This window comes from Pseudomonas sp. G7(2022) (genome assembly GCF_052660475.1).
Window position 1 is genome coordinate 330,901 of the sequence record NZ_CP109659.1, and the last position, 17,089, is coordinate 347,989.

20 protein-coding genes and 1 tRNA gene are annotated in these 17,089 nt (G+C 58.5%); 14 read left to right on the forward strand and 7 right to left on the reverse strand.

Features of this window, described 5'->3' with window-relative positions; genetic code table 11:
* The first annotated feature begins 127 nt into the window (after positions 1-127).
* Together aguA and NE357_RS01430 are read left to right on the forward strand one after the other, a co-directional pair.
* The gene (aguA, locus tag NE357_RS01425; protein ID WP_169428423.1) at positions 128-1,234 is read left to right on the forward strand and encodes an agmatine deiminase; all 1,107 of its coding nucleotides are present in this window, start codon (positions 128-130) and stop codon (positions 1,232-1,234) included.
* 245 nt (positions 1,235-1,479) lie between these two features.
* Positions 1,480-1,692 (forward strand): hypothetical protein, encoded by a 213-nt coding sequence (locus NE357_RS01430; protein ID WP_169428424.1) that lies wholly within the window; start codon positions 1,480-1,482, stop codon positions 1,690-1,692.
* Between the two features lie 64 nt (positions 1,693-1,756).
* On the opposite strand, the gene NE357_RS01435 is transcribed toward NE357_RS01430, so the two are convergent.
* Complete coding sequence (locus tag NE357_RS01435; protein ID WP_169428425.1) at positions 1,757-3,847, reverse strand: TonB-dependent receptor; 2,091 nt, start codon at positions 3,845-3,847, stop codon at positions 1,757-1,759.
* Positions 3,848-4,102: 255 nt separating this feature from the next.
* On the opposite strand from NE357_RS01435, the gene NE357_RS01440 reads away from it, so the two are divergent.
* From NE357_RS01440 to NE357_RS01465, 6 genes are all read left to right on the forward strand, one after another.
* Positions 4,103-4,771, forward strand: a complete 669-nt coding sequence (locus NE357_RS01440; protein ID WP_169428426.1) for a DsbA family protein — start codon at positions 4,103-4,105, stop codon at positions 4,769-4,771.
* Positions 4,772-5,070: 299 nt separating this feature from the next.
* On the forward strand, positions 5,071-6,357 hold the full coding sequence (locus NE357_RS01445; RefSeq protein WP_169428427.1) for an OprD family porin: 1,287 nt from the start codon (positions 5,071-5,073) through the stop codon (positions 6,355-6,357).
* A gap of 232 nt (positions 6,358-6,589) precedes the next feature.
* Positions 6,590-7,336, forward strand: a complete 747-nt coding sequence (locus NE357_RS01450; protein WP_169428428.1) for a 2OG-Fe dioxygenase family protein — start codon at positions 6,590-6,592, stop codon at positions 7,334-7,336.
* A 79-nt stretch (positions 7,337-7,415) separates the two neighbouring features.
* Positions 7,416-7,793, forward strand: a complete 378-nt coding sequence (locus NE357_RS01455) for a GNAT family N-acetyltransferase (protein WP_096821986.1) — start codon at positions 7,416-7,418, stop codon at positions 7,791-7,793.
* The gene (locus tag NE357_RS01460; RefSeq protein ID WP_085702720.1) at positions 7,790-8,506 is read left to right on the forward strand and encodes an AzlC family ABC transporter permease; all 717 of its coding nucleotides are present in this window, start codon (positions 7,790-7,792) and stop codon (positions 8,504-8,506) included. Before NE357_RS01455 ends, NE357_RS01460 begins: the two co-directional genes overlap by 4 nt.
* Entirely contained in the window at positions 8,485-8,802 is a 318-nt protein-coding gene (locus NE357_RS01465; protein ID WP_169428429.1) for an AzlD domain-containing protein, read from the forward strand. The genes NE357_RS01460 and NE357_RS01465 overlap by 22 nt, the downstream gene beginning before the upstream one ends.
* On the opposite strand, the gene NE357_RS01470 is transcribed toward NE357_RS01465, so the two are convergent.
* Positions 8,719-9,645: a LysR family transcriptional regulator gene (locus NE357_RS01470; protein WP_169428430.1), complete on the reverse strand. Its 927-nt coding sequence runs from the start codon at positions 9,643-9,645 to the stop codon at positions 8,719-8,721. The two genes, NE357_RS01465 and NE357_RS01470, sit on opposite strands and share 84 nt — an antisense overlap.
* Before the next feature lie 459 nt (positions 9,646-10,104).
* Between NE357_RS01470 and NE357_RS01475 the strand changes: the two genes are divergently transcribed.
* From NE357_RS01475 to NE357_RS01500, 6 genes are all read left to right on the forward strand, one after another.
* Positions 10,105-10,395 carry a type II toxin-antitoxin system RelB/DinJ family antitoxin gene (locus tag NE357_RS01475; RefSeq protein ID WP_085712741.1) on the forward strand — a complete coding sequence of 97 codons (291 nt, stop codon included), beginning with the start codon at positions 10,105-10,107 and terminating at the stop codon, positions 10,393-10,395.
* On the forward strand, positions 10,361-10,675 hold the full coding sequence (locus NE357_RS01480; RefSeq protein WP_169428431.1) for a type II toxin-antitoxin system YafQ family toxin: 315 nt from the start codon (positions 10,361-10,363) through the stop codon (positions 10,673-10,675). The genes NE357_RS01475 and NE357_RS01480 overlap by 35 nt, the downstream gene beginning before the upstream one ends.
* 326 nt (positions 10,676-11,001) lie before the next feature.
* Positions 11,002-11,220 (forward strand): tautomerase family protein, encoded by a 219-nt coding sequence (locus NE357_RS01485; RefSeq protein ID WP_007952610.1) that lies wholly within the window; start codon positions 11,002-11,004, stop codon positions 11,218-11,220.
* A complete protein-coding gene (locus tag NE357_RS01490) occupies positions 11,217-11,861 on the forward strand; it encodes a DsbA family oxidoreductase (RefSeq protein WP_169428432.1) in 645 nt (214 codons plus the stop codon). The genes NE357_RS01485 and NE357_RS01490 overlap by 4 nt, the downstream gene beginning before the upstream one ends.
* A 33-nt stretch (positions 11,862-11,894) precedes the next feature.
* The gene (locus NE357_RS01495) at positions 11,895-12,605 is read left to right on the forward strand and encodes an SDR family NAD(P)-dependent oxidoreductase (RefSeq protein ID WP_169428433.1); all 711 of its coding nucleotides are present in this window, start codon (positions 11,895-11,897) and stop codon (positions 12,603-12,605) included.
* Between the two features lie 202 nt (positions 12,606-12,807).
* Entirely contained in the window at positions 12,808-13,038 is a 231-nt protein-coding gene (locus tag NE357_RS01500) for a hypothetical protein (RefSeq protein WP_169428434.1), read from the forward strand.
* A 74-nt stretch (positions 13,039-13,112) separates the two neighbouring features.
* On the opposite strand, the gene NE357_RS01505 is transcribed toward NE357_RS01500, so the two are convergent.
* From NE357_RS01505 to NE357_RS01525, 5 genes are all read right to left on the reverse strand, one after another.
* Positions 13,113-13,188, reverse strand: a tRNA-Thr gene (locus NE357_RS01505).
* A 76-nt stretch (positions 13,189-13,264) separates the two neighbouring features.
* Complete coding sequence (locus tag NE357_RS01510; protein ID WP_169428435.1) at positions 13,265-14,080, reverse strand: FkbM family methyltransferase; 816 nt, start codon at positions 14,078-14,080, stop codon at positions 13,265-13,267.
* A 342-nt stretch (positions 14,081-14,422) separates the two neighbouring features.
* Positions 14,423-15,658: a methyltransferase gene (locus tag NE357_RS01515; protein ID WP_169428436.1), complete on the reverse strand. Its 1,236-nt coding sequence runs from the start codon at positions 15,656-15,658 to the stop codon at positions 14,423-14,425.
* Positions 15,639-16,328 (reverse strand): ABC transporter permease, encoded by a 690-nt coding sequence (locus tag NE357_RS01520; protein ID WP_169428437.1) that lies wholly within the window; start codon positions 16,326-16,328, stop codon positions 15,639-15,641. The genes NE357_RS01515 and NE357_RS01520 overlap by 20 nt, the downstream gene beginning before the upstream one ends.
* On the reverse strand, positions 16,325-17,020 hold the full coding sequence (locus NE357_RS01525; protein WP_169428438.1) for an ABC transporter permease: 696 nt from the start codon (positions 17,018-17,020) through the stop codon (positions 16,325-16,327). The genes NE357_RS01520 and NE357_RS01525 overlap by 4 nt, the downstream gene beginning before the upstream one ends.
* Positions 17,021-17,089 lie beyond the last annotated feature (69 nt).

Here is a 17,089-nt window from a genome sequence, read left to right on the forward strand (position 1 = left end):
CAAAACTCGATATTTGTTTTTAGCTTTTAAAGTCGATATTTATCGTTTATAAAGTCGCTATCGTCCGTCGTCCAAACCTGTTCGGCGCGTTGAACAACCTCGACCGTTCCCTGGAGTCCTGATCGACATGACCACCTTGAAAAGTACCCCACGCGCCGATGGCTTCTACATGCCGGCCGAGTGGGCGCCGCAAACCCAGACCTGGATGATCTGGCCCGAGCGTCCGGACAACTGGCGTCTGGGCGGCAAGCCGGCGCAGGTTGCTCATGCTGCCGTGGCCAAGGCCATCGCGCGTTTCGAACCGGTGACCGTGGCGGTGTCCGCCGGCCAGTACGAAAATGCTCGCGCGCGCCTTGATGTGCCGAATATCCGCGTGGTCGAGATGTCCAGCGATGACGCCTGGGTCCGCGACAGCGGCCCGACCTTCGTGATCAACAACAGCGGCGAAGTGCGCGGTGTGAACTGGGACTTCAACGCCTGGGGCGGTTTTGACGGAGGCCTGTATTCGCCGTGGAACCGCGATTCCCAGGTCGGTGGCAAGATCCTCGAGATCGAGCGCAGCCCGCGCTATCGCACCGAAGGCTTTGTGCTCGAAGGCGGCTCGATTCATGTCGACGGTGAAGGCACCCTGATCACCACCGAAGAATGCCTGCTCAACCGCAATCGCAACCCGCACCTGGGTCGTGAAGAAATCGAAGCGGTGCTGCGCGACAACCTGTCCGTGGACAAGATCATCTGGCTGCCGGATGGCCTGTTCAACGACGAAACCGACGGCCATGTGGATAACTTCTGCTGCTACGTGCGTCCGGGCGAAGTGCTGCTGGCGTGGACCGACGATCCGCAGGATCCGAACTACCCGCGCTGCCAGGCTGCGATGAAAGTGCTGGAAAGCAGCACCGACGCCAAGGGGCGCCCGTTCACGGTGCACAAGATGCCGATTCCGGGGCCGCTGTTTGCCACCGAAGAGGAATGCGCAGGCGTGGACCCGGTGGATGGCACTCAGGAGCGCAACCCGAGCGTGCGTCTGGCCGGTTCCTACGTGAACTTCCTGATCGTCAACGGCGGCATCATCGCGCCGAGTTTCGACGATCCAATGGATGCTCCGGCCCGTGAGATTCTGCAGAACCTGTTCCCGCAACACGAAGTGGTGATGGTGCCGGGTCGCGAACTGTTACTGGGGGGCGGCAATATTCACTGCCTTACCCAACAGCAACCCGCTCCGCACAAAGAGTGAGTGCAGATGTAACAGCTTGAGTTGATTGGAAAATCGACCGGGCAGTCATTTGTTGCCTACGCTTGAAGAGAAACCCGCAGCCCGTCAGGACTGCGGGTTTCTTTATATCCGCCTGTCGGCAGTTTCAACACATTGGCATAGCTCTTGTATCGCTTATGACGCACTAGGGAGGGGGGAGAACTTCAACAGTTCTGTCATAAACCTTGGATAACGTAGCCGCTCACGAACGGGGAGAGAGCGCGGAAATGAACGCCGAAGTGAACGTAATCAGCGAGCGGACGATGCATCCCATGGCTGTAAATAGTGAGTCGCTCCAGATTGTCGCGCACTGGTTGAAGTCCAATGGAACGCGTCAGATCAGGGAACCTGATCCGCGCCGGATGATGATCGAGCGTTACCCCGCTGGCCTGTTCAGCGAGGCCGAACTGGACGCATTGTGGGATGTGATGGAAGGATAAGAAGAACAGACAAGGATTGTAAAAAGCGCTGCCGGGATGGCAGCGCTTTTTTTATGGGCGTGAATCAGAAGCTGTAGGTACCGGTCATGACCAGGCTGCGCGGCGCGCCTGGCTGGATCTGGAAGGCGCTGGTGGCCGACGCGTAATACTCGCGGTCGGTGATGTTGTTCAGCGCTGCGCGCAGGTCCCAGTCCTTGTGGCGGTAACCGACCAGAGCGTCCCAGCGCCCATAGCCCGGCAGCACGGTGGTGTTGGCGTTGTCGGCGTAACGCTGGCCGACCAGGGTCAGGCCGGTTTCGCCGTACCAGCCCATCTCCGGTTTCCAGGTCAGGAACAGGCTGCCGTTGTGCTTGGCGACATTGTTGACGCGTTTGCCTTCCAGGCCGTTGTTGTCCTTCTCGATGGTCGCGTCCTGCACGCCGAAGCCGCCGCGCACGTACCAGTTGCCGACGATCTTGCCGGTACCGGTCAACTCGATCCCCCGCGAACGCTGCAGACCGCTGAGTACAGTCAGGGTCGGGTCGTTCGGATCGGTGGTGCGACGGTTGTAGAGTTCCAGCTCGTAGATGGCGAGGGTGGTGCTCAGGCGATCGTCGAGCCAGTCACTCTTCACTCCAATCTCTTTCTGCTTGGTCAGTTCCGGGCTCAGGTCGTTGGTATTGCCGGCTGCGCCTGGAGTGATACCGATCAGACCGCCGCCCACCGGCGAGAAGGTCTTGGTCCACGAGGCGTAGAACGAGTGGTTCTGCAGCGGCGTCCAGACCACACCGAAACGCGGGCTGGTGCTGTGGCTGTCACGGTCCTCGGAGATGTTGCGCAGTTTGTTGGTCGACTCGATATCGAAGGTGTCATAGCGCAGGCCTGCCAGCAGTTGCCATTGATCGTTCAGGCGCAGTTGGTCCTGAACGTAGATCGCGCGACTTTCGACTTCTGTATGGCTGCTGCTCGACACCTGCATACGGCCGTTGTGGCGCAGATTGCGATCCGGGTTGTACAGGTCCAGCGATGGCACTGCGGAGCTGCCGCGTCCGGAGGTTGCCGCGTTGTACAGCGTCGGGTCGCGGCGCTGGCTGCCGGTTTCGAGGCCGGTCAGCAAGCGGTGTTCGAGGCCGAAGGTGTCGAATCCACCTTCCAGTTCGACGTTGTTGAATACGTTGCGGGTGGTCAGGTCCTGTTGCCAGTGCTGGCGGGTGACCTTGTTGGTCTTCGCATCGAAACCGGTGAGGTAGGTGTTGTCGAAATCGCTGTCGAGCTTGAACACACCGAGGGTGTGGCGCAGTTGCCAGTTGTCGTTGATTTCATAGCTCAGCTTCGAGCGCAGGGACTGTGCCTTGTCATCGATGAAGTCGTGATCGTTGCCGTAGGTCGTGTCTCGGCCAACATCCGCCGGACGTCCACCGACGCCGGGAATGCCGCGATCCGGCGTACGGTTGTAGCGGCTGTATTCGTACTGCACCAGCCAGTTCAGGTCAGGCGTAAGCTGCCAGCTCATCGACGGCGCAAACAGTTTGCGGTTGCCGCTGACACCGTCGCGGAAGCTGTTCTCGTCCATGTTGCCCATGTTCAGGCGCAGGCTGATGTTCTCGCTCGGGTCGGCGCTGAGGTCGGCGTACAGGCTGCGCAGATCTTCGCTGCCGCCCTGGGCCTCGATGGTCGAGCGGCGGCCGGATTCGGGCGCCTTGCTCACACGGTTGACGATCCCGCCCTGGCTGCCACGGCCGTACAGCACGGCGGCCGGCCCCTTGAGCACTTCGACGCGTTCGATGTTGTGCAGATCGCGCTTGTACTGGCTGTCGTCGCGGATGCCGTCCAGATAGAAGTCGTTGCTGGCGTCGAAACCCCGGATGCGCAGGCTGTCGAAGCGCGTATCGCCTGCGCCGCTGACGTTGGGAATCCCGCTCAGGGCGTCTTCGATGTCATTGATGCCGTAATCCGCGACGTTGGCAGTCTTGATCGAATCGATCGCCTGCGGCACGTAGCGCACGGGGGTGGACGTACGGGTTGCGGTGTTGCTGACCTTTACGCGCGGGTCGTCGGCCTGCGCTTCAGCGCTGATCGAAGTGGCGGGAAGTTCGGTCGCGGAGTAAGCGAAACCGGAGGACAAAACGGCAGAAAGCCCAAGCGTGACGGGCGTAAGACGGAACGGGGCAGGCATTGAAAAGCGCATCCGAAAGGGTGAAAGAATTCAAACGCGCGGATGGTAATGCTTTGCATTTGCTTCCGTTAATTATTCCTGAAAGGTTCCTTGGTTTGATTGTGTCAATTTATTTCATGTTTGTGTCGGAGCGGACAATGAGCGCATTTGACCGATTGCCGAAACAGACTGAAAGCCATTCCGGCGTTTTTCCGCAACGACCCATGGACTAATGTGCCGGCATCATTTTTCCCATCTTCCAGCCGGAGCTTTTCGATGACTCTTCATTACATCTACGACCCGCTGTGTGGCTGGTGCTACGGCGCCAAGCCGCTGGTACAGGCCGCACAGCAAGTTCTGCCGGTGATCGCCCATGCTGGCGGCATGATGACCGGTGCCAACCGTCAGAGCGTTTCACCGCAACTGCGCAATTACGTGATACCTCACGACCGACGCATTGCCGAATACACCGGACAGCCGTTTGGCGAAGCCTATTTCGAAGGTCTGTTGCGTGATCACACGGCGGTATTTGATTCCACGCCACCGATTGCCGCTGTCATGGCAGCAGAACGCCTCGATGGGCGTGGCCTGGAACTGCTGGGTCGTTTGCAAACCGCACACTATGTAGAAGGCCGGCGGATTGCCGATGAGGTCGTGCTCGTGGAGTGCGCGGTAGAGATGGGCTACGAGGCGGACACTTTCCTCAAAAACCTCAAGGCCACTGATACCGATCAACACATAAAGAACAGCCGCGCATTGTTGGCGAAACTCGGTGGTCAAGGCTTTCCAACCTTTGCACTGGAACAGGACGGTCAGTTCACTCTGATCGATATCGGCCCGTGGCTCGGCAAACCGCAGGCCTTTGCACAGTGGTTGAGCGAGTCCGTTCCGTCGGCACCCGTGGTGCAAGCCTTGCCGGTCTGTGGCCTCGATGGTTGTGCGTGAGCGGACATCAAAAAACCTGATTACTGGCAATTCCCAGCACGCAGCCATCGTAAAATTTACTTTTATTAGACGATTTTTGCCTATTTAAAGACGATTCTTGAAATTGACACATTGTTCAGGGCGCGGCTACGATTCGGCCCAACGCCTGTGGCTAACCGCCATGACTCAAAATCAGGAGCAGGCCCGCCATGACATTGTCTTGAGCGGGTCTTTTTGTTTCGGGGTGAATAAAAGAGTGCAATAAGCGCCGTTTCAGCCGTTCGACACAGCGCGTTTCAACCCGCAATAAGGAAAACAAGATGTTGAACAAGCGAATCAGTTTGATCGCACTGGGGATGTTGAGTGCCACTTCGGCCATGGCTAACGACCAGGCCGAGTCCAAGGGTTTTGTTGAAGACAGCAGCCTCAAAGTGCTGCTGCGCAATGCCTACATCAATCGTGACTACAAAGACGGCAACCAGGACAAAGCGGAATGGGGCCAAGCGGCCATCGGTACGTTCTCGTCCGGTTTCACCCAGGGCACCGTCGGTGTCGGTGTGGATGCCTTCGGTCTGTACGCACTGCGCCTGGATGGCGGCAAGGGCCGCAGCGGTGCGGGCGGTATCGACTTCTTCAAGCGCGGTGACAGCGGTAACGCTGCCGACGACCTGTCGAAGGGCGGTGCAGCCGTCAAATTCCGTATCTCCAACACCGTACTGACCTACGGCGACCAGATGCCGGCCCTGCCGGTGCTGAGTTACGACAACGTGCGCCTGCTGCCGGAAAGCTACACCGGTACCTTGATCACCTCCAAAGAGATCAAAGGTCTGCAACTGGATGCCGGTCGTTTCACCGCCGAATCGCGGAAAAGCGCTGAAGGCCGTGACAGCGGTGGTCTGAAGTCGATCAACGTGTTGGGCGGCAGCTACCAGTTCACCGAACAGTTCAAGGCTGCGCTGTACGCTTCCGACGTCGAAGACGTGCTGAAGAAGCAATACGTGAACGCCAACTACGTGTTCCCGATCGACAAGGATCAGTCCCTGACCCTGGACTTCAATGGTTACCGCACCAAGCTGGACAACTCCTATGTCCGCGAAAACGGCGTAACCGGCGACGACAACAAGATCTGGAGCCTGGCAGCCACTTTCGCCACCGGCCCGCACTCGTTCACCGTGGCGCACCAGCGCTCCACCGGCGACAGCAACCTGGGTTACGCCTATGGCGGCTACCAGAAAGGCCAAGGTCGCGTGGGTGACGGTGGCAACACCATCTACCTGGCCAACTCCTACTGGTCGGACTTCAACGCTGAAGACGAGCGCAGCTGGCAACTGGGCTACGGCCTGGACTTCGGCGCATTCGGTGTTCCGGGTCTGAGCTACAACTTCGCTTACGTGCGTGGCGACAACATCACCACATCCACCAGCGAAGGCGGCACCGAGCGCGAAATCTTCAACCAGTTCAAGTACGTCGTGCAGAGTGGCCCGGCCAAGGACCTGAGCGTGAAAGTGCGTAGCTCGATCCTGCGTGTTTCGCAGAAATCCAGCGAATACAACGTCAGCGGCAACGAGTTGCGTGTGTTCGTGGATTACCCGATCAACATCTTCTGATGATCGATTGAAGCCGCGAAGCGCGTCAGAAAAACCCCGACTGGTTCGGGGTTTTTTTTGACGTTTTTTGCGAAAACAGCATAAAAACCCGTGTTTTTGTCATTTGAAATGCACTTTCAAGGCGTTTCAAATCGCGTTTCAAACAGCGCTTTAAATGCCTGAAATTCTTTCTCATGGACGCAAATTCTCCACCTAATAGATTAGGCCGTTCAATGCAGCGGAGAATTGGGTAATGATCGTTTTAACCAGAGAAGTGGGCGAATCGCTACGGCGCGACAAATACGCCAATGTGCAGGGTGCTGACTTCAATCTCTACGGTCATTTCGCCGACTTTGTCAGACTGACCAAAAGTTGGGAAAACATGGAGCCTGACAGTTACTACGGTCAGGCCGAAGCCGGCATGCGTTACCGTCGTTACAGCGACTTTGAATACAACCCCAAGACGCGCGAGCTGAAGCAGCTGGAACACCGCGCGTACGTGCAGTCCAAGGAGAACAACGCCTACGTGGGCGGCGTTGTGCGGCACTTCCAGGACTTCTCCGACGAAGTGATTACTTCGCCGGTGATGCGCAGCCTGATCGACACCGATTTCGAAGTGTACAAAAGCGTGTTGCCGGAAGAGTTGCACAATGAAATCTGGCAATGCCAGATCCATCAGATCCGCATCGAGATCAAACCCGGCAAACAACTGGAAATCACGCCGGAAGGCATCCACTGCGACGGTTACCCGTTCAGCGGTGTGCACTTCTGGGGTCGCAACAATGTCGAGGGGGCCGAAAGCCGCCTGTACGACATTCACGAGCAGCAACTGGCGTCGACCACCTACCAGGAAATTCTCGACACCACTTACTTCCTCGACCGCGACATGCGCCACTACGTCACGCCGGCGCGCAACACCCACTCCCATGCCATGGCGTACCGGCAGATTCTGGCGATTTCCTTCTCGCGGCCCGGGACCGCTTTCGACATTGTTCGCTAATCAGATCACCCCAATCGACGGCGTCGAGTGCTCGACGCCGGTGGTGCTGCGGCGTGCGACGGCCAAGGACGCGCAGCGCATGGAGCGTTTCTTCCGCCAGTTCGACGAAGTGTCGTTCTGTGAATGGCAGGACGCCAAATGCCTGCGCGGCGTGCTGATCCAGAAAACCACCACGGCCTATCTCGCCTTCGACGTCGAAGGCGAGATCGTCGGTGCGGTGCTGGGCGGCATGCTCGGCAGTCGCGGCACGATCAACCATCTGGCTGTCAGCGCGCGCTATCGCAGCCAGGGTGTGGGGCAGCGGCTGGTGGAAGCGGCGTCAGCCGACATGAAACGGGTCGGTGTGCTGCGGATGTTTCTGTTCGTTGACGATGCTAACCTCGCGGGCAAGCGTTTCTGGACGGCCCAGGGTTTTTGCGAGCCTCACGGCGAACGGACATTTGAGAGGGATCTATGAATGAAACATCCGGCAGTGCGCCGCTGATGGTCGACCGTCAGCCATCGCGCACCTTTGCCGAAGCCAGCCCGGTGGTGGCCGGCTACTTCACCGTGTCGTTCGTCTTCGGGCTGATGGCGGTCAACGCCGGGCTGCCGCTGTGGCTGCCGGTGGCCATGTGTCTGTTCGTGTATGCCGGGGCTTCGCAATTCGCGGCGCTGGCGCTGATCAGCAGCGGTGCGTCGCTGACCACCATCGTGCTGACCACATTTCTGATCAATGCGCGGCACATGCTGATGTCGGTCTACATGGCGAAGGCCCTGCGGGCGCTGGGTCTGAGCCGCATGGAGCGCTGGTGCTATGCCGGCGGGCTCACCGATGAGTCGTTCGCCTTTCACAGCGTCAAGCTGGGCACCGGGGCGCCGGTGAACATCCGTTATCTGATCGGCTTCAACCTGTTCTGCCACACCTCGTGGGTGATCGGCGGATTGCTCGGGGCCCTGTGTGCGCAATACGCTTCGCACCTGATCAAATACCAGCTCGACTACGCGCTGACCGCAATGATGCTCTACGTGCTGGTCTCGCTGTGCAACACCCGCAACAAACTCATCGCCGCTATGGCCGCAGTCGTCTGCATGGGCGCACTGAGTCTGGTGGGCAGCTCGCCGTTCAACGTTTTCATCGCCACGTTTGTGGGCTGTGGAGTGGGTGTATGCCTGACCAAACGTTCCTGATCCTGGTGGTCGCGCTGATGATGGCCGTGACCTTCCTGCCACGGGCCTTGCCGCTGCAGGTCAACACCGAGCACTGGCCGCCCTTCGTCGCCCGGGCGCTGGAATACCTGCCGGTGGCGATCGTCGCTGCGATCAGCCTGACCCCCTTGTTGATCAAGGAACAGCACATACAGCTCGATCGCCCGGAATTCTATGCAGCGATTCCGACGCTGTTATGTGCGTATTTCAGCAAAAACCTCTTTCTCAGTGTGGCGGTTGGGACGGCTGCGTACATTGCGCTCGGCTCGTTCATGTAACGGCAGGTCGACCACGTCGTTCAACGCCTGGCCGGACAGATCCGGGTTGTTCACCGCCAGGCGCACTTCGAGGAAATCCTCGAATCCGGGGAAAATCGTCAGGCCGTTCTTCTGTGCGGCCTCGCGGGAGACCATGCCGACCGCGTCCATCTGCGTGATGAGTGACAGGGTCAGCGTTTCGCTGCAGGAGTAAATCGTCCGCCGGCTGTTCTCGAAATTGCCCAGCCCGGCGTCGAGAAAACGCAAAAAGCTGTGGGAATACGGGCAATCTTCTGCAGGACGCACCTGAAACTTGTTGCCGAGCAACGTCAGCGGATCGTTCTCCTGACCGCAATGAGCGCCGACCACCTGTACCTGCACTTCCGGCAGGACAATGCTCGGCAACCCCGGACGCTGCGGGCCGATCAGCACCGCCAGGTCGAAGTCCTCGTTCTTCAGCTTGCTGAGATTTTCCATCGACTCGGCGTAGCTGAATTCCATCTGGTAGTCGGGGAACACATCGATCAAGCGCCCGATCAATCGTCGGTTGAAGTCCGGGTCCAGCGTGGTGTTCAACGCCACTTTCAACGTGCGCTGTCCCGGCACCTTCAGCGCCTCGACTTTCTCTTCCATCTGCCGCGTGGCAATCAGCACTCTGTCCATATAAGGCGTCAGCTCTGTGCCTTGCGGCGTCAGCGTCAGCCCCTTGTTGGAACGGCGAAACAAGCGGAAACCGAACTGTTCTTCGACCTTGTTCAACTGCGCGGCCAGGGCCTGCACAGTCAGGCACGAATGCTCGGCTGCGGCCGACAAGGAGCCGGTCTGCACGATGCGCATGAGGTTGCGTAAGGTTCTGCTATCCATGGGTAATGCCCTCTGAAGTGGGCTGGGTATTGTTGTGTACGTGGCAGCCTGAACGGCGCCATTTGCCGGCTATATTCCTGTACCTGAGCATAGTTGTCGCGCAATTAGTAGCGAATCGATGTCCCTGCCGATGGCTGGAGGCTGACACAGGATCGGGGTTTTTGGTGACGTGGGGGTGATTGGGGTCAAAAAAAGTGCACGGTTTGGGTGCGTCTGGGCAGATTCATCAAGAGAAACGACTGACAGGGTTCACACGTTATGCCTGCACGATGAGCAGATACATCTCAGGGGAATTGGCGATTGGGCTGATAGCAGACCGGTGTCAAAGCGGATGAAATAGTAGTGAGTTACGACGGTGGAGACCCGTGTATCAACTTCACATTGACCCAAAACGAATCCCCTGACCACAATGTAGAGGTAGCGCCGATGTAGCTACAAAATCACCATGAGGTAATTGAAATGGGTGCACTACTGAAAACCACCGATGTGCGTTGCCGCATTGATGAGGATTTGAAGGCGCGTGCCACTGAGGTTTTGAACGCTTGCGGGCTCAGTATTAGTGATGCCATGCGTCTGTTTCTTCGTCAGGTCGTGGCGACCCAAGGCTTGCCCTTTGAGGTGCGCGTCCCTTCAGAGAAGACCGCCCGCGCGATGATGGAAGCACGAGATATTCGCCAGCGTTTCGACTCGATAGATGAGATGCTGAGGGCTGCCGATGGCGAAACCGGAGAAAAGACAAAAACGCGCTGAGCGGCCTAAGCAGGCTTCACAAACGTCCGAGTTCAAGAAGTCCTGGGATCGTTACGAGCGTGCCGGGCGTCGAGATATGAATGAAGTTCGTAAGGTGATGGTCATGTTGTTTTTGGGCGAACAGTTGCCTGCGGAGTATGTGGATCATGCTCTAAACGGTGATTGGACTGGATTTCGCGAGTGTCACATCGGCGGTGACTTTTTGATGATTTACGAAAACACACGCCCAGATTTGATCACCTTCGTTGACTTGGGTACTCATTCCGAACTGTTCAAATAGCGCGCACAAAAAAGCCGACATCGCTGTCGGCTTTTTTGTTGAAGTCGCTCGATATTGTGCTCCCTCAAGCAGGGGAGAAGAGGTCGCACCCGAACGCTGATTTTCAGGTCATCAACGGGGTTCCTAACGCCGGCTATCGCCACCTGATGGCAGCCGGTTTCGCGCTCTTGAGGGGATTCTCTGTCACTGAACTTCGGCTTGTCAATTCATTACACCACCTCACAAATGAAGTACCCCACCCCTACTTTTTCCCCTCCCGGCACACGCCTACATTGAGCTCCAACACCTGACCATCATCCCGAGGGCAGGTCACTGGAGTAGTCGTCATGCCATTTGTCAGCGTACGCATCACCCGCGACGGCGTTACCCGCGAGCAGAAAGCTCAGGTGATCGCCGAAATCACTGAAACCCTGGAGCGCGTCCTCAACAAACGCCCGGACCTGACCCACATCGTGATCGAAGAAGTCGACACCGATAACTGGGGCTACGCCGGCATCACCACCACCGAATACCGCCGACAGCTGGCGGAACGGGGCCAGTCATGACCCCGACCGTGACCATCGATTTCGTTTCCGACGTGGTGTGCCCCTGGTGCGCACTCGGGGCGACGGCGCTGGAGCAGGCGATCGGCAATCTGGCCGGCGAGGTTTCGGTGGAGCTGACCTACAAGCCCTTCGAACTCAACCCGGACATGCCCGCCGAAGGTGAACCGGCGGTGCAGCACCTGATGCGCAAATACGGTCGCACCGCCGAAGACGTTGCCGCCGGCAAAAAGATGCAAATCGAGCGCGGCAAGGCCATCGGTTTCGAGTTCGACCTGGAGAAACGCACGCACTTTCACAACACCTTCGATGCCCATCGATTGCTGATGTGGGCAGCGCAGGAAGGGCGGCAAGTCGTGCTGAAAAAGATCCTGCTGCGCGCTTACTTCCGCGACGGCGACAACCCCAACGATCACCCGACGCTGATCCGTCTGGCGACCGAAGCGGGGCTGGAGGCGGCGAGGGCCCGCAAGGTGCTGGCCAGCGACGAATTCGCCAGTGAAGTGCGGCAACTGCAGGCGTTTTACCGACAGCACGGGATCAACTCGGTGCCCGCGCTGATCCTGAACGGTAAGCATCTGGTCTCCGGTTCGCAATCGGTCGAGTACTACGAACAAATGCTGAAACAACTGGCTAGCGCCTGATTCAACACCCACTTATTGATTGAGGATTTCATCATGAGCAATTCGAAAAAAACCGTCGTCATCACTGGCGCCTCCCAAGGTCTGGGCGAAGGCATGGTCAAGGCCTTCCGTGAATTGGGCTACAACATCGTCGCCACTTCGCGCTCGATCAAACCGTCGAACGATCCGCAGATCCTGACCATCGCCGGCGACATCGGCGACCCGGCCACCGCTCAACGCGTGATCAGCGAAGGCGTGGCCCGCTTCGGCCGCATCGACACCCTGGTCAACAACGCCGGCATCTTCGTCGCCAAACCGTTCACCGCCTACACCCCGGACGACTACGCGGCGGTGCTGTCGGTCAACCTCAACGGCTTCTTCTACATCACCCAACTGGCCATCGCCGAGATGGAAAAACAAGGCAAGGGCCACGTGGTCAATATCACCACCAGCCTGGTCGACCACGCCATCGACGGCGTGCCCTCGGTCCTCGCGTCGCTGACCAAGGGCGGCCTCAACGCCGCCACCAAATCCCTGGCCATCGAATACGCCAAACGCGGAATCCGGGTAAACGCGGTATCGCCGGGCATCATCAAAACGCCGATGCATGGCGCGGAAACCCACGCGGCGCTGGGGGCTCTGCATCCGGTTGGGCACATGGGCGAGATCGACGATATTGCGCAGGCGGTCGTGTATCTCGATAACGCGAACTTTGTAACTGGTGAGATTCTGCATGTGGACGGCGGGCAGAGCGCTGGGCATTGATTGATGCGATAACACAAAGCCCTTTCAGTGATGCGAGGGCTTTTTTGTGGGCGACGGTTTGTGGATCGTCATCGACCAGCGCCTTGCGAAGCTCCCGCGAGTTCAAGGGGAACTCAGTGAGCCTAAGCCTGAGGATATGCTGAGAGTCGTCTATTTTGATTAGAAACAGTTACTCGTGATCGTACGGTCGGGGAAGGACGTTATGGCGCAGTATAAGAACCTGGCTGGAGATTCAGGCGTGATTGCTTATGAACTAGGGCGGGGATCAATCACGATTCAATTCGCAAAGGGTGCTTACAGAACTTATCTTTATGATTCGCTCAAGCCCGGCGCTGTGATTGTGGCAGAGCTAATACGTTTGGCTGTGGCAGGGCAAGGTTTAAACAGTTACATCAACCGTTACGTGAAGAAGAATTACGCCAGCAGATGGTAAACGGTTAAACACAGGCCGTCATAATGCCGAGAAACAACAAAGCCCCTGCATTTCTGCAGGGGCTTTGTTTTGTATGGTGCCGGCACCAGGAATCGAACCCGGGACCTACTGATTACAAGTCAGTTGCTCTACCATCTGAGCTATACCGGCGTGTGGGCGACGATTATAGCGACTCGGGTGCTTCTGTAAACCCCTGAATTCAGACTATTTTTGCGTCCTCTGCGAATCACGCCCGGCGCAGGACGTTGCGCAGTTTTTGTACAGCGCGCCAGGTGCGGCTGTTTTGCATGGCGCGCAGTTCGGCTTCGGCGTGTTCGGCGCGTTGCAGGGCGGTTTCCAGGGCCGGGTTTACCGGGTGGGCGAGGTTGTGGCCTTTGCACAGCTGGAAGTTGTCGAGGTTGCACGGTGGCAGGTCGAACGCGGGTTTGAGGTTGATGTGTTCGTTGGCGAGGAAGAAGCTGTTGAGGCCGTCGAACAGGACGTTGGTGTAGCCGGCGTCGGTCACCAGGTGTTCCCAGGTGTGGTCGCGCTCCCATGGGGTTTCGATGAGGATGATCCAGGGGCGGAAGCGGCCGAAGTCCATCCCGCGCAGGACGGTTTCTTCGTGGCCCTCGACGTCGATTTTCAGGAAGTGGATCGGCCGCTCGGCGGCGTGTTCTTCGCAGATCGAGGTCAGTGTGCGTGCGGTGACGGTGAGGCTTTGCACGTCCATGCCGAGGTTTTTGCGCTGTTGCGCAACGACCGGGTCAGCGGTGGACAGGCCGGTGTCGGGAATGCCGTAGAAGGTCAGTTGGCCCGGCTGGTCGCTGGCCACGCATTGCAGCGTGGTGTCGCGGGGGCGATGGTGGCGGAGCGCGTCGTAATAGTTCTGCATCGGTTCGACATTGATGCCCTGCCAGCCGCGATCATAAAAGGCTTTGGTGACCGAGTCGTGGATCGGGTCATTGGCGCCGACGTCGATATAAAACCCGTTTTCAAAATACTGCAGGGCGCGCCAAAGGCGAACGTCCTCGAAATTCTGTGCGTAAGAAATGAACGTCACGGTCGCTTCCTGTCGGTCGATTTTTTCTTGTTCGGGCCTGCGCTACCTGCACGGCGTAGGTCTGTATAGCAAGGGTGGCTGGCCGGCGCAATTTTCCGTTCCCTGCGTCCATGATTCGGCGGATATGTCCTTTTGCTTGGGGGCTTATGCACAACAGGCTTTGAAGAGGGCGGGCTTAGAGGGGATTTTGTGAAAGGGTTCTCATTTGGTGCGCAAATCCCTGTTTTATCGGTTTTTTATTCATGTGAACAAAAAATGACCAAGGCTGTTAGTGGCCTGAAACAGGCGCGGATATGGGATCCAAGAGAAATCCATCAACAGAGTTATCCACAGGCTGTAAAATTACGGGCGCTCGGCCAGCAGCAGTAAATTACGCGGTGTGAGCGGCGTTTCGCAGAAGGTGCCGAGACGTACGACGTATCCCTGTTCGGTGAGGAAAAGTGCCCGATCAAGATTCAGCCAAAGCTCCAGCGGGCGTCGGAACAGTCCGCGCAGCAATTCCAGGTTGCGAACTTCGGCCAACCGCTGACAACCGGCGGCTTCGAGAGCTACCCAATCCGGCGAGCCGATTGTGGATAACTCTTTCAACGCTGCCAGGTCGCAGCAGTAATCGGCGAACGGTTTGTCCAGCCATGCGCTCGGCAGCGACGGCGTCGGCAGGTATTCGTCGGTGCCGCGTACTTGCCGCTGCAGCAAATCGAAAGCCAGCCGGCGGGCCATGGAAGTGTCGCGCTGACGTCGGACACGGGCACCGGCGGTGACGGTTTCGCTCATCGGCAGGGACAGATCTTCCAGCGACAGCTGTAGGGCAGAGTGCGAGCCGGCGGAAGATAACGCCTGATACTCCGCTCGATTGATCCGGTTATAGCAGCACGGAGCGATTGCCAACTGTCGGCAACCTGCGGCGCTGGCCAGTTGCATCAGCCGCACATGCAGATCACCACAAGCGTGCAGGGCAACAGGTGTGTGTTCGGCGTTCAGCAATAAAGCGGTGTTCGCGGCGAGTACATCCTGCTCGACATGCAGTGCGTGCAACTGATGACGCTGACTCAGTGCCTGACCGCTCGCGACCAGCGCTGGATCATATTCCAGGCAAGTGAGCTGCTGATCGGCACCGAGCAGACGCCGCCCCAAATGGCCTTTACCCGAACACCAGTCCAGCCAGTGCTTCGGTTGCGCGGCAAACGACAAGCGGCTGGCGAAGGCCTCGATCTGCTGCCATTTGCGCCCCGGTACATCGACATTCAGGCGATGGCCGGCAGCTTCCAGTGAGTGTGCAGGCAACTCACCCACCGCACTCAGTTCAAGCGACAACGCTGCCAATGAAGCAAAGGGCTCGGGTGCATCCAAAAGTTCGGCAGGGTTGTTGTGGGCGTTTTCCGCCTCTTCCAGCGATCGTCCGCGTAGCCACGAAGCCAGCTCCGGGCAGGATGCTTCCCAGGGTAGATGCAGATGAGTAAACGGGCGGGGTTTCCACAGCGCCTGATGCGTTGTGAGAAATGTATCCAGTGCGGTGAAGCGGGCGAGTAAGTCCTCGCCCGTCAGCACGTAAGAAGAGTCAGCGTCCCTGGCACGCATCGACGCGCAGCCAGCGTTCCAGCAGTTTGAAACCGCGAACCAGCACGTAGGCCATCACCAGGTAGAACAAGCCGGCAGCGAAGAAGATCTCCACCGGCAGGTAAGTACGGGCAATGATCGTGCGCGCCATGCCGGTCAGTTCCAGCAGCGTCACGGTGCTGGCCAGGGCGCTGGCCTTGAGCATCAGAATCACTTCGTTGCTGTAGGCCGGCAGGCCGATGCGCGCAGCACGCGGCAGGATGATGTAGAACAGCGCTTTCGGCCGGGACATGCCCAGAGCCCGCGCCGCTTCGATTTCACCCGGCGGAATGGCCTGGATTGCGCCGCGCAGGATCTCGGCGATGTACGCCGCGGTGTGCAGCGTCATGGTCGCGGTCGCGCACCAGAACGGATCACGCAGGTACGGCCACAGCGAGCTGCTGCGTACCGCGTCGAACTGCGCCAGGCCGTAATAGACCAGGAACAGTTGAACCAGCAACGGCGTGCCACGGAAAAAGAAGATGTAGGCGTAGGGCAAAGCGCGCACGTACCACAGCTTCGAAGAGCGGGCGATGCCCAGCGGGATCGCCAGCAGCAGACCGGCGATGACTGCGATGGCCACCAGTTCCAGAGTCAGGGTCGCGCCCTGCGCCAGTTTCGGCAGCCACTTGATAATGACTTCCCAGTTCATTGAGCGCTCCTCGCGAAGCCGCGTGCGGCGCGTTTTTCCAGGAAGTGCATGCCTGTCATCGCCAGCACCGTCAGGCACAGGTACATGAGGGCGGCGACCATATAAAAGGTGAACGGCTGTTTGGACACGGTCACGCCGATCTGTGCGTGACGCATGATTTCTTCCAGGCCGATGACCGACACCAGGGCGGTGTCCTTCATCAGGATCATGAACAGGTTACCCAGACCGGGCAGGGCGATGCGCCACATCTGCGGCATGATCAGCTTGGTGAAGATCCGCCATTTCGACAGGCCCAGGGCCACACCAGCCTCACGGTGCCCTTTGGGAATGGCGAGAATCGCACCACGAAACACTTCCGTGGCGTAGGCGCCGAAGCACAGGCCCAGCGCGATGACGCCGGCGGCGAAGGCGCTGAGTTCCAGATCGGGATTGCCGAAGAACTCCCCGAGCGCGCGCATCGCATTGACCGTACCGAAGTAGATCAGCAATACCCAGAGCAATTCCGGGACGCCGCGTACCAGGGTCGAATAAGTGCCGCCAAGCCATTGCAGCGGCTTGTACGGGGAAGTCTTGGCCAGGGCGCCGAGCAGACCGAGCACCAGCCCGAGACACAGAGCCGTAAGTGCCAGTTTGACGGTCATCAGCGCACCGGCGGCGAGCGCCGGGCCGAATCCGTAGAGGTCGATAATCATGGATTTCTTTTCAAATCGCGGCAGGCAAGGCCGGGAGCCTGCACCGTCAGAGCACGGTGCAGGTCCCGC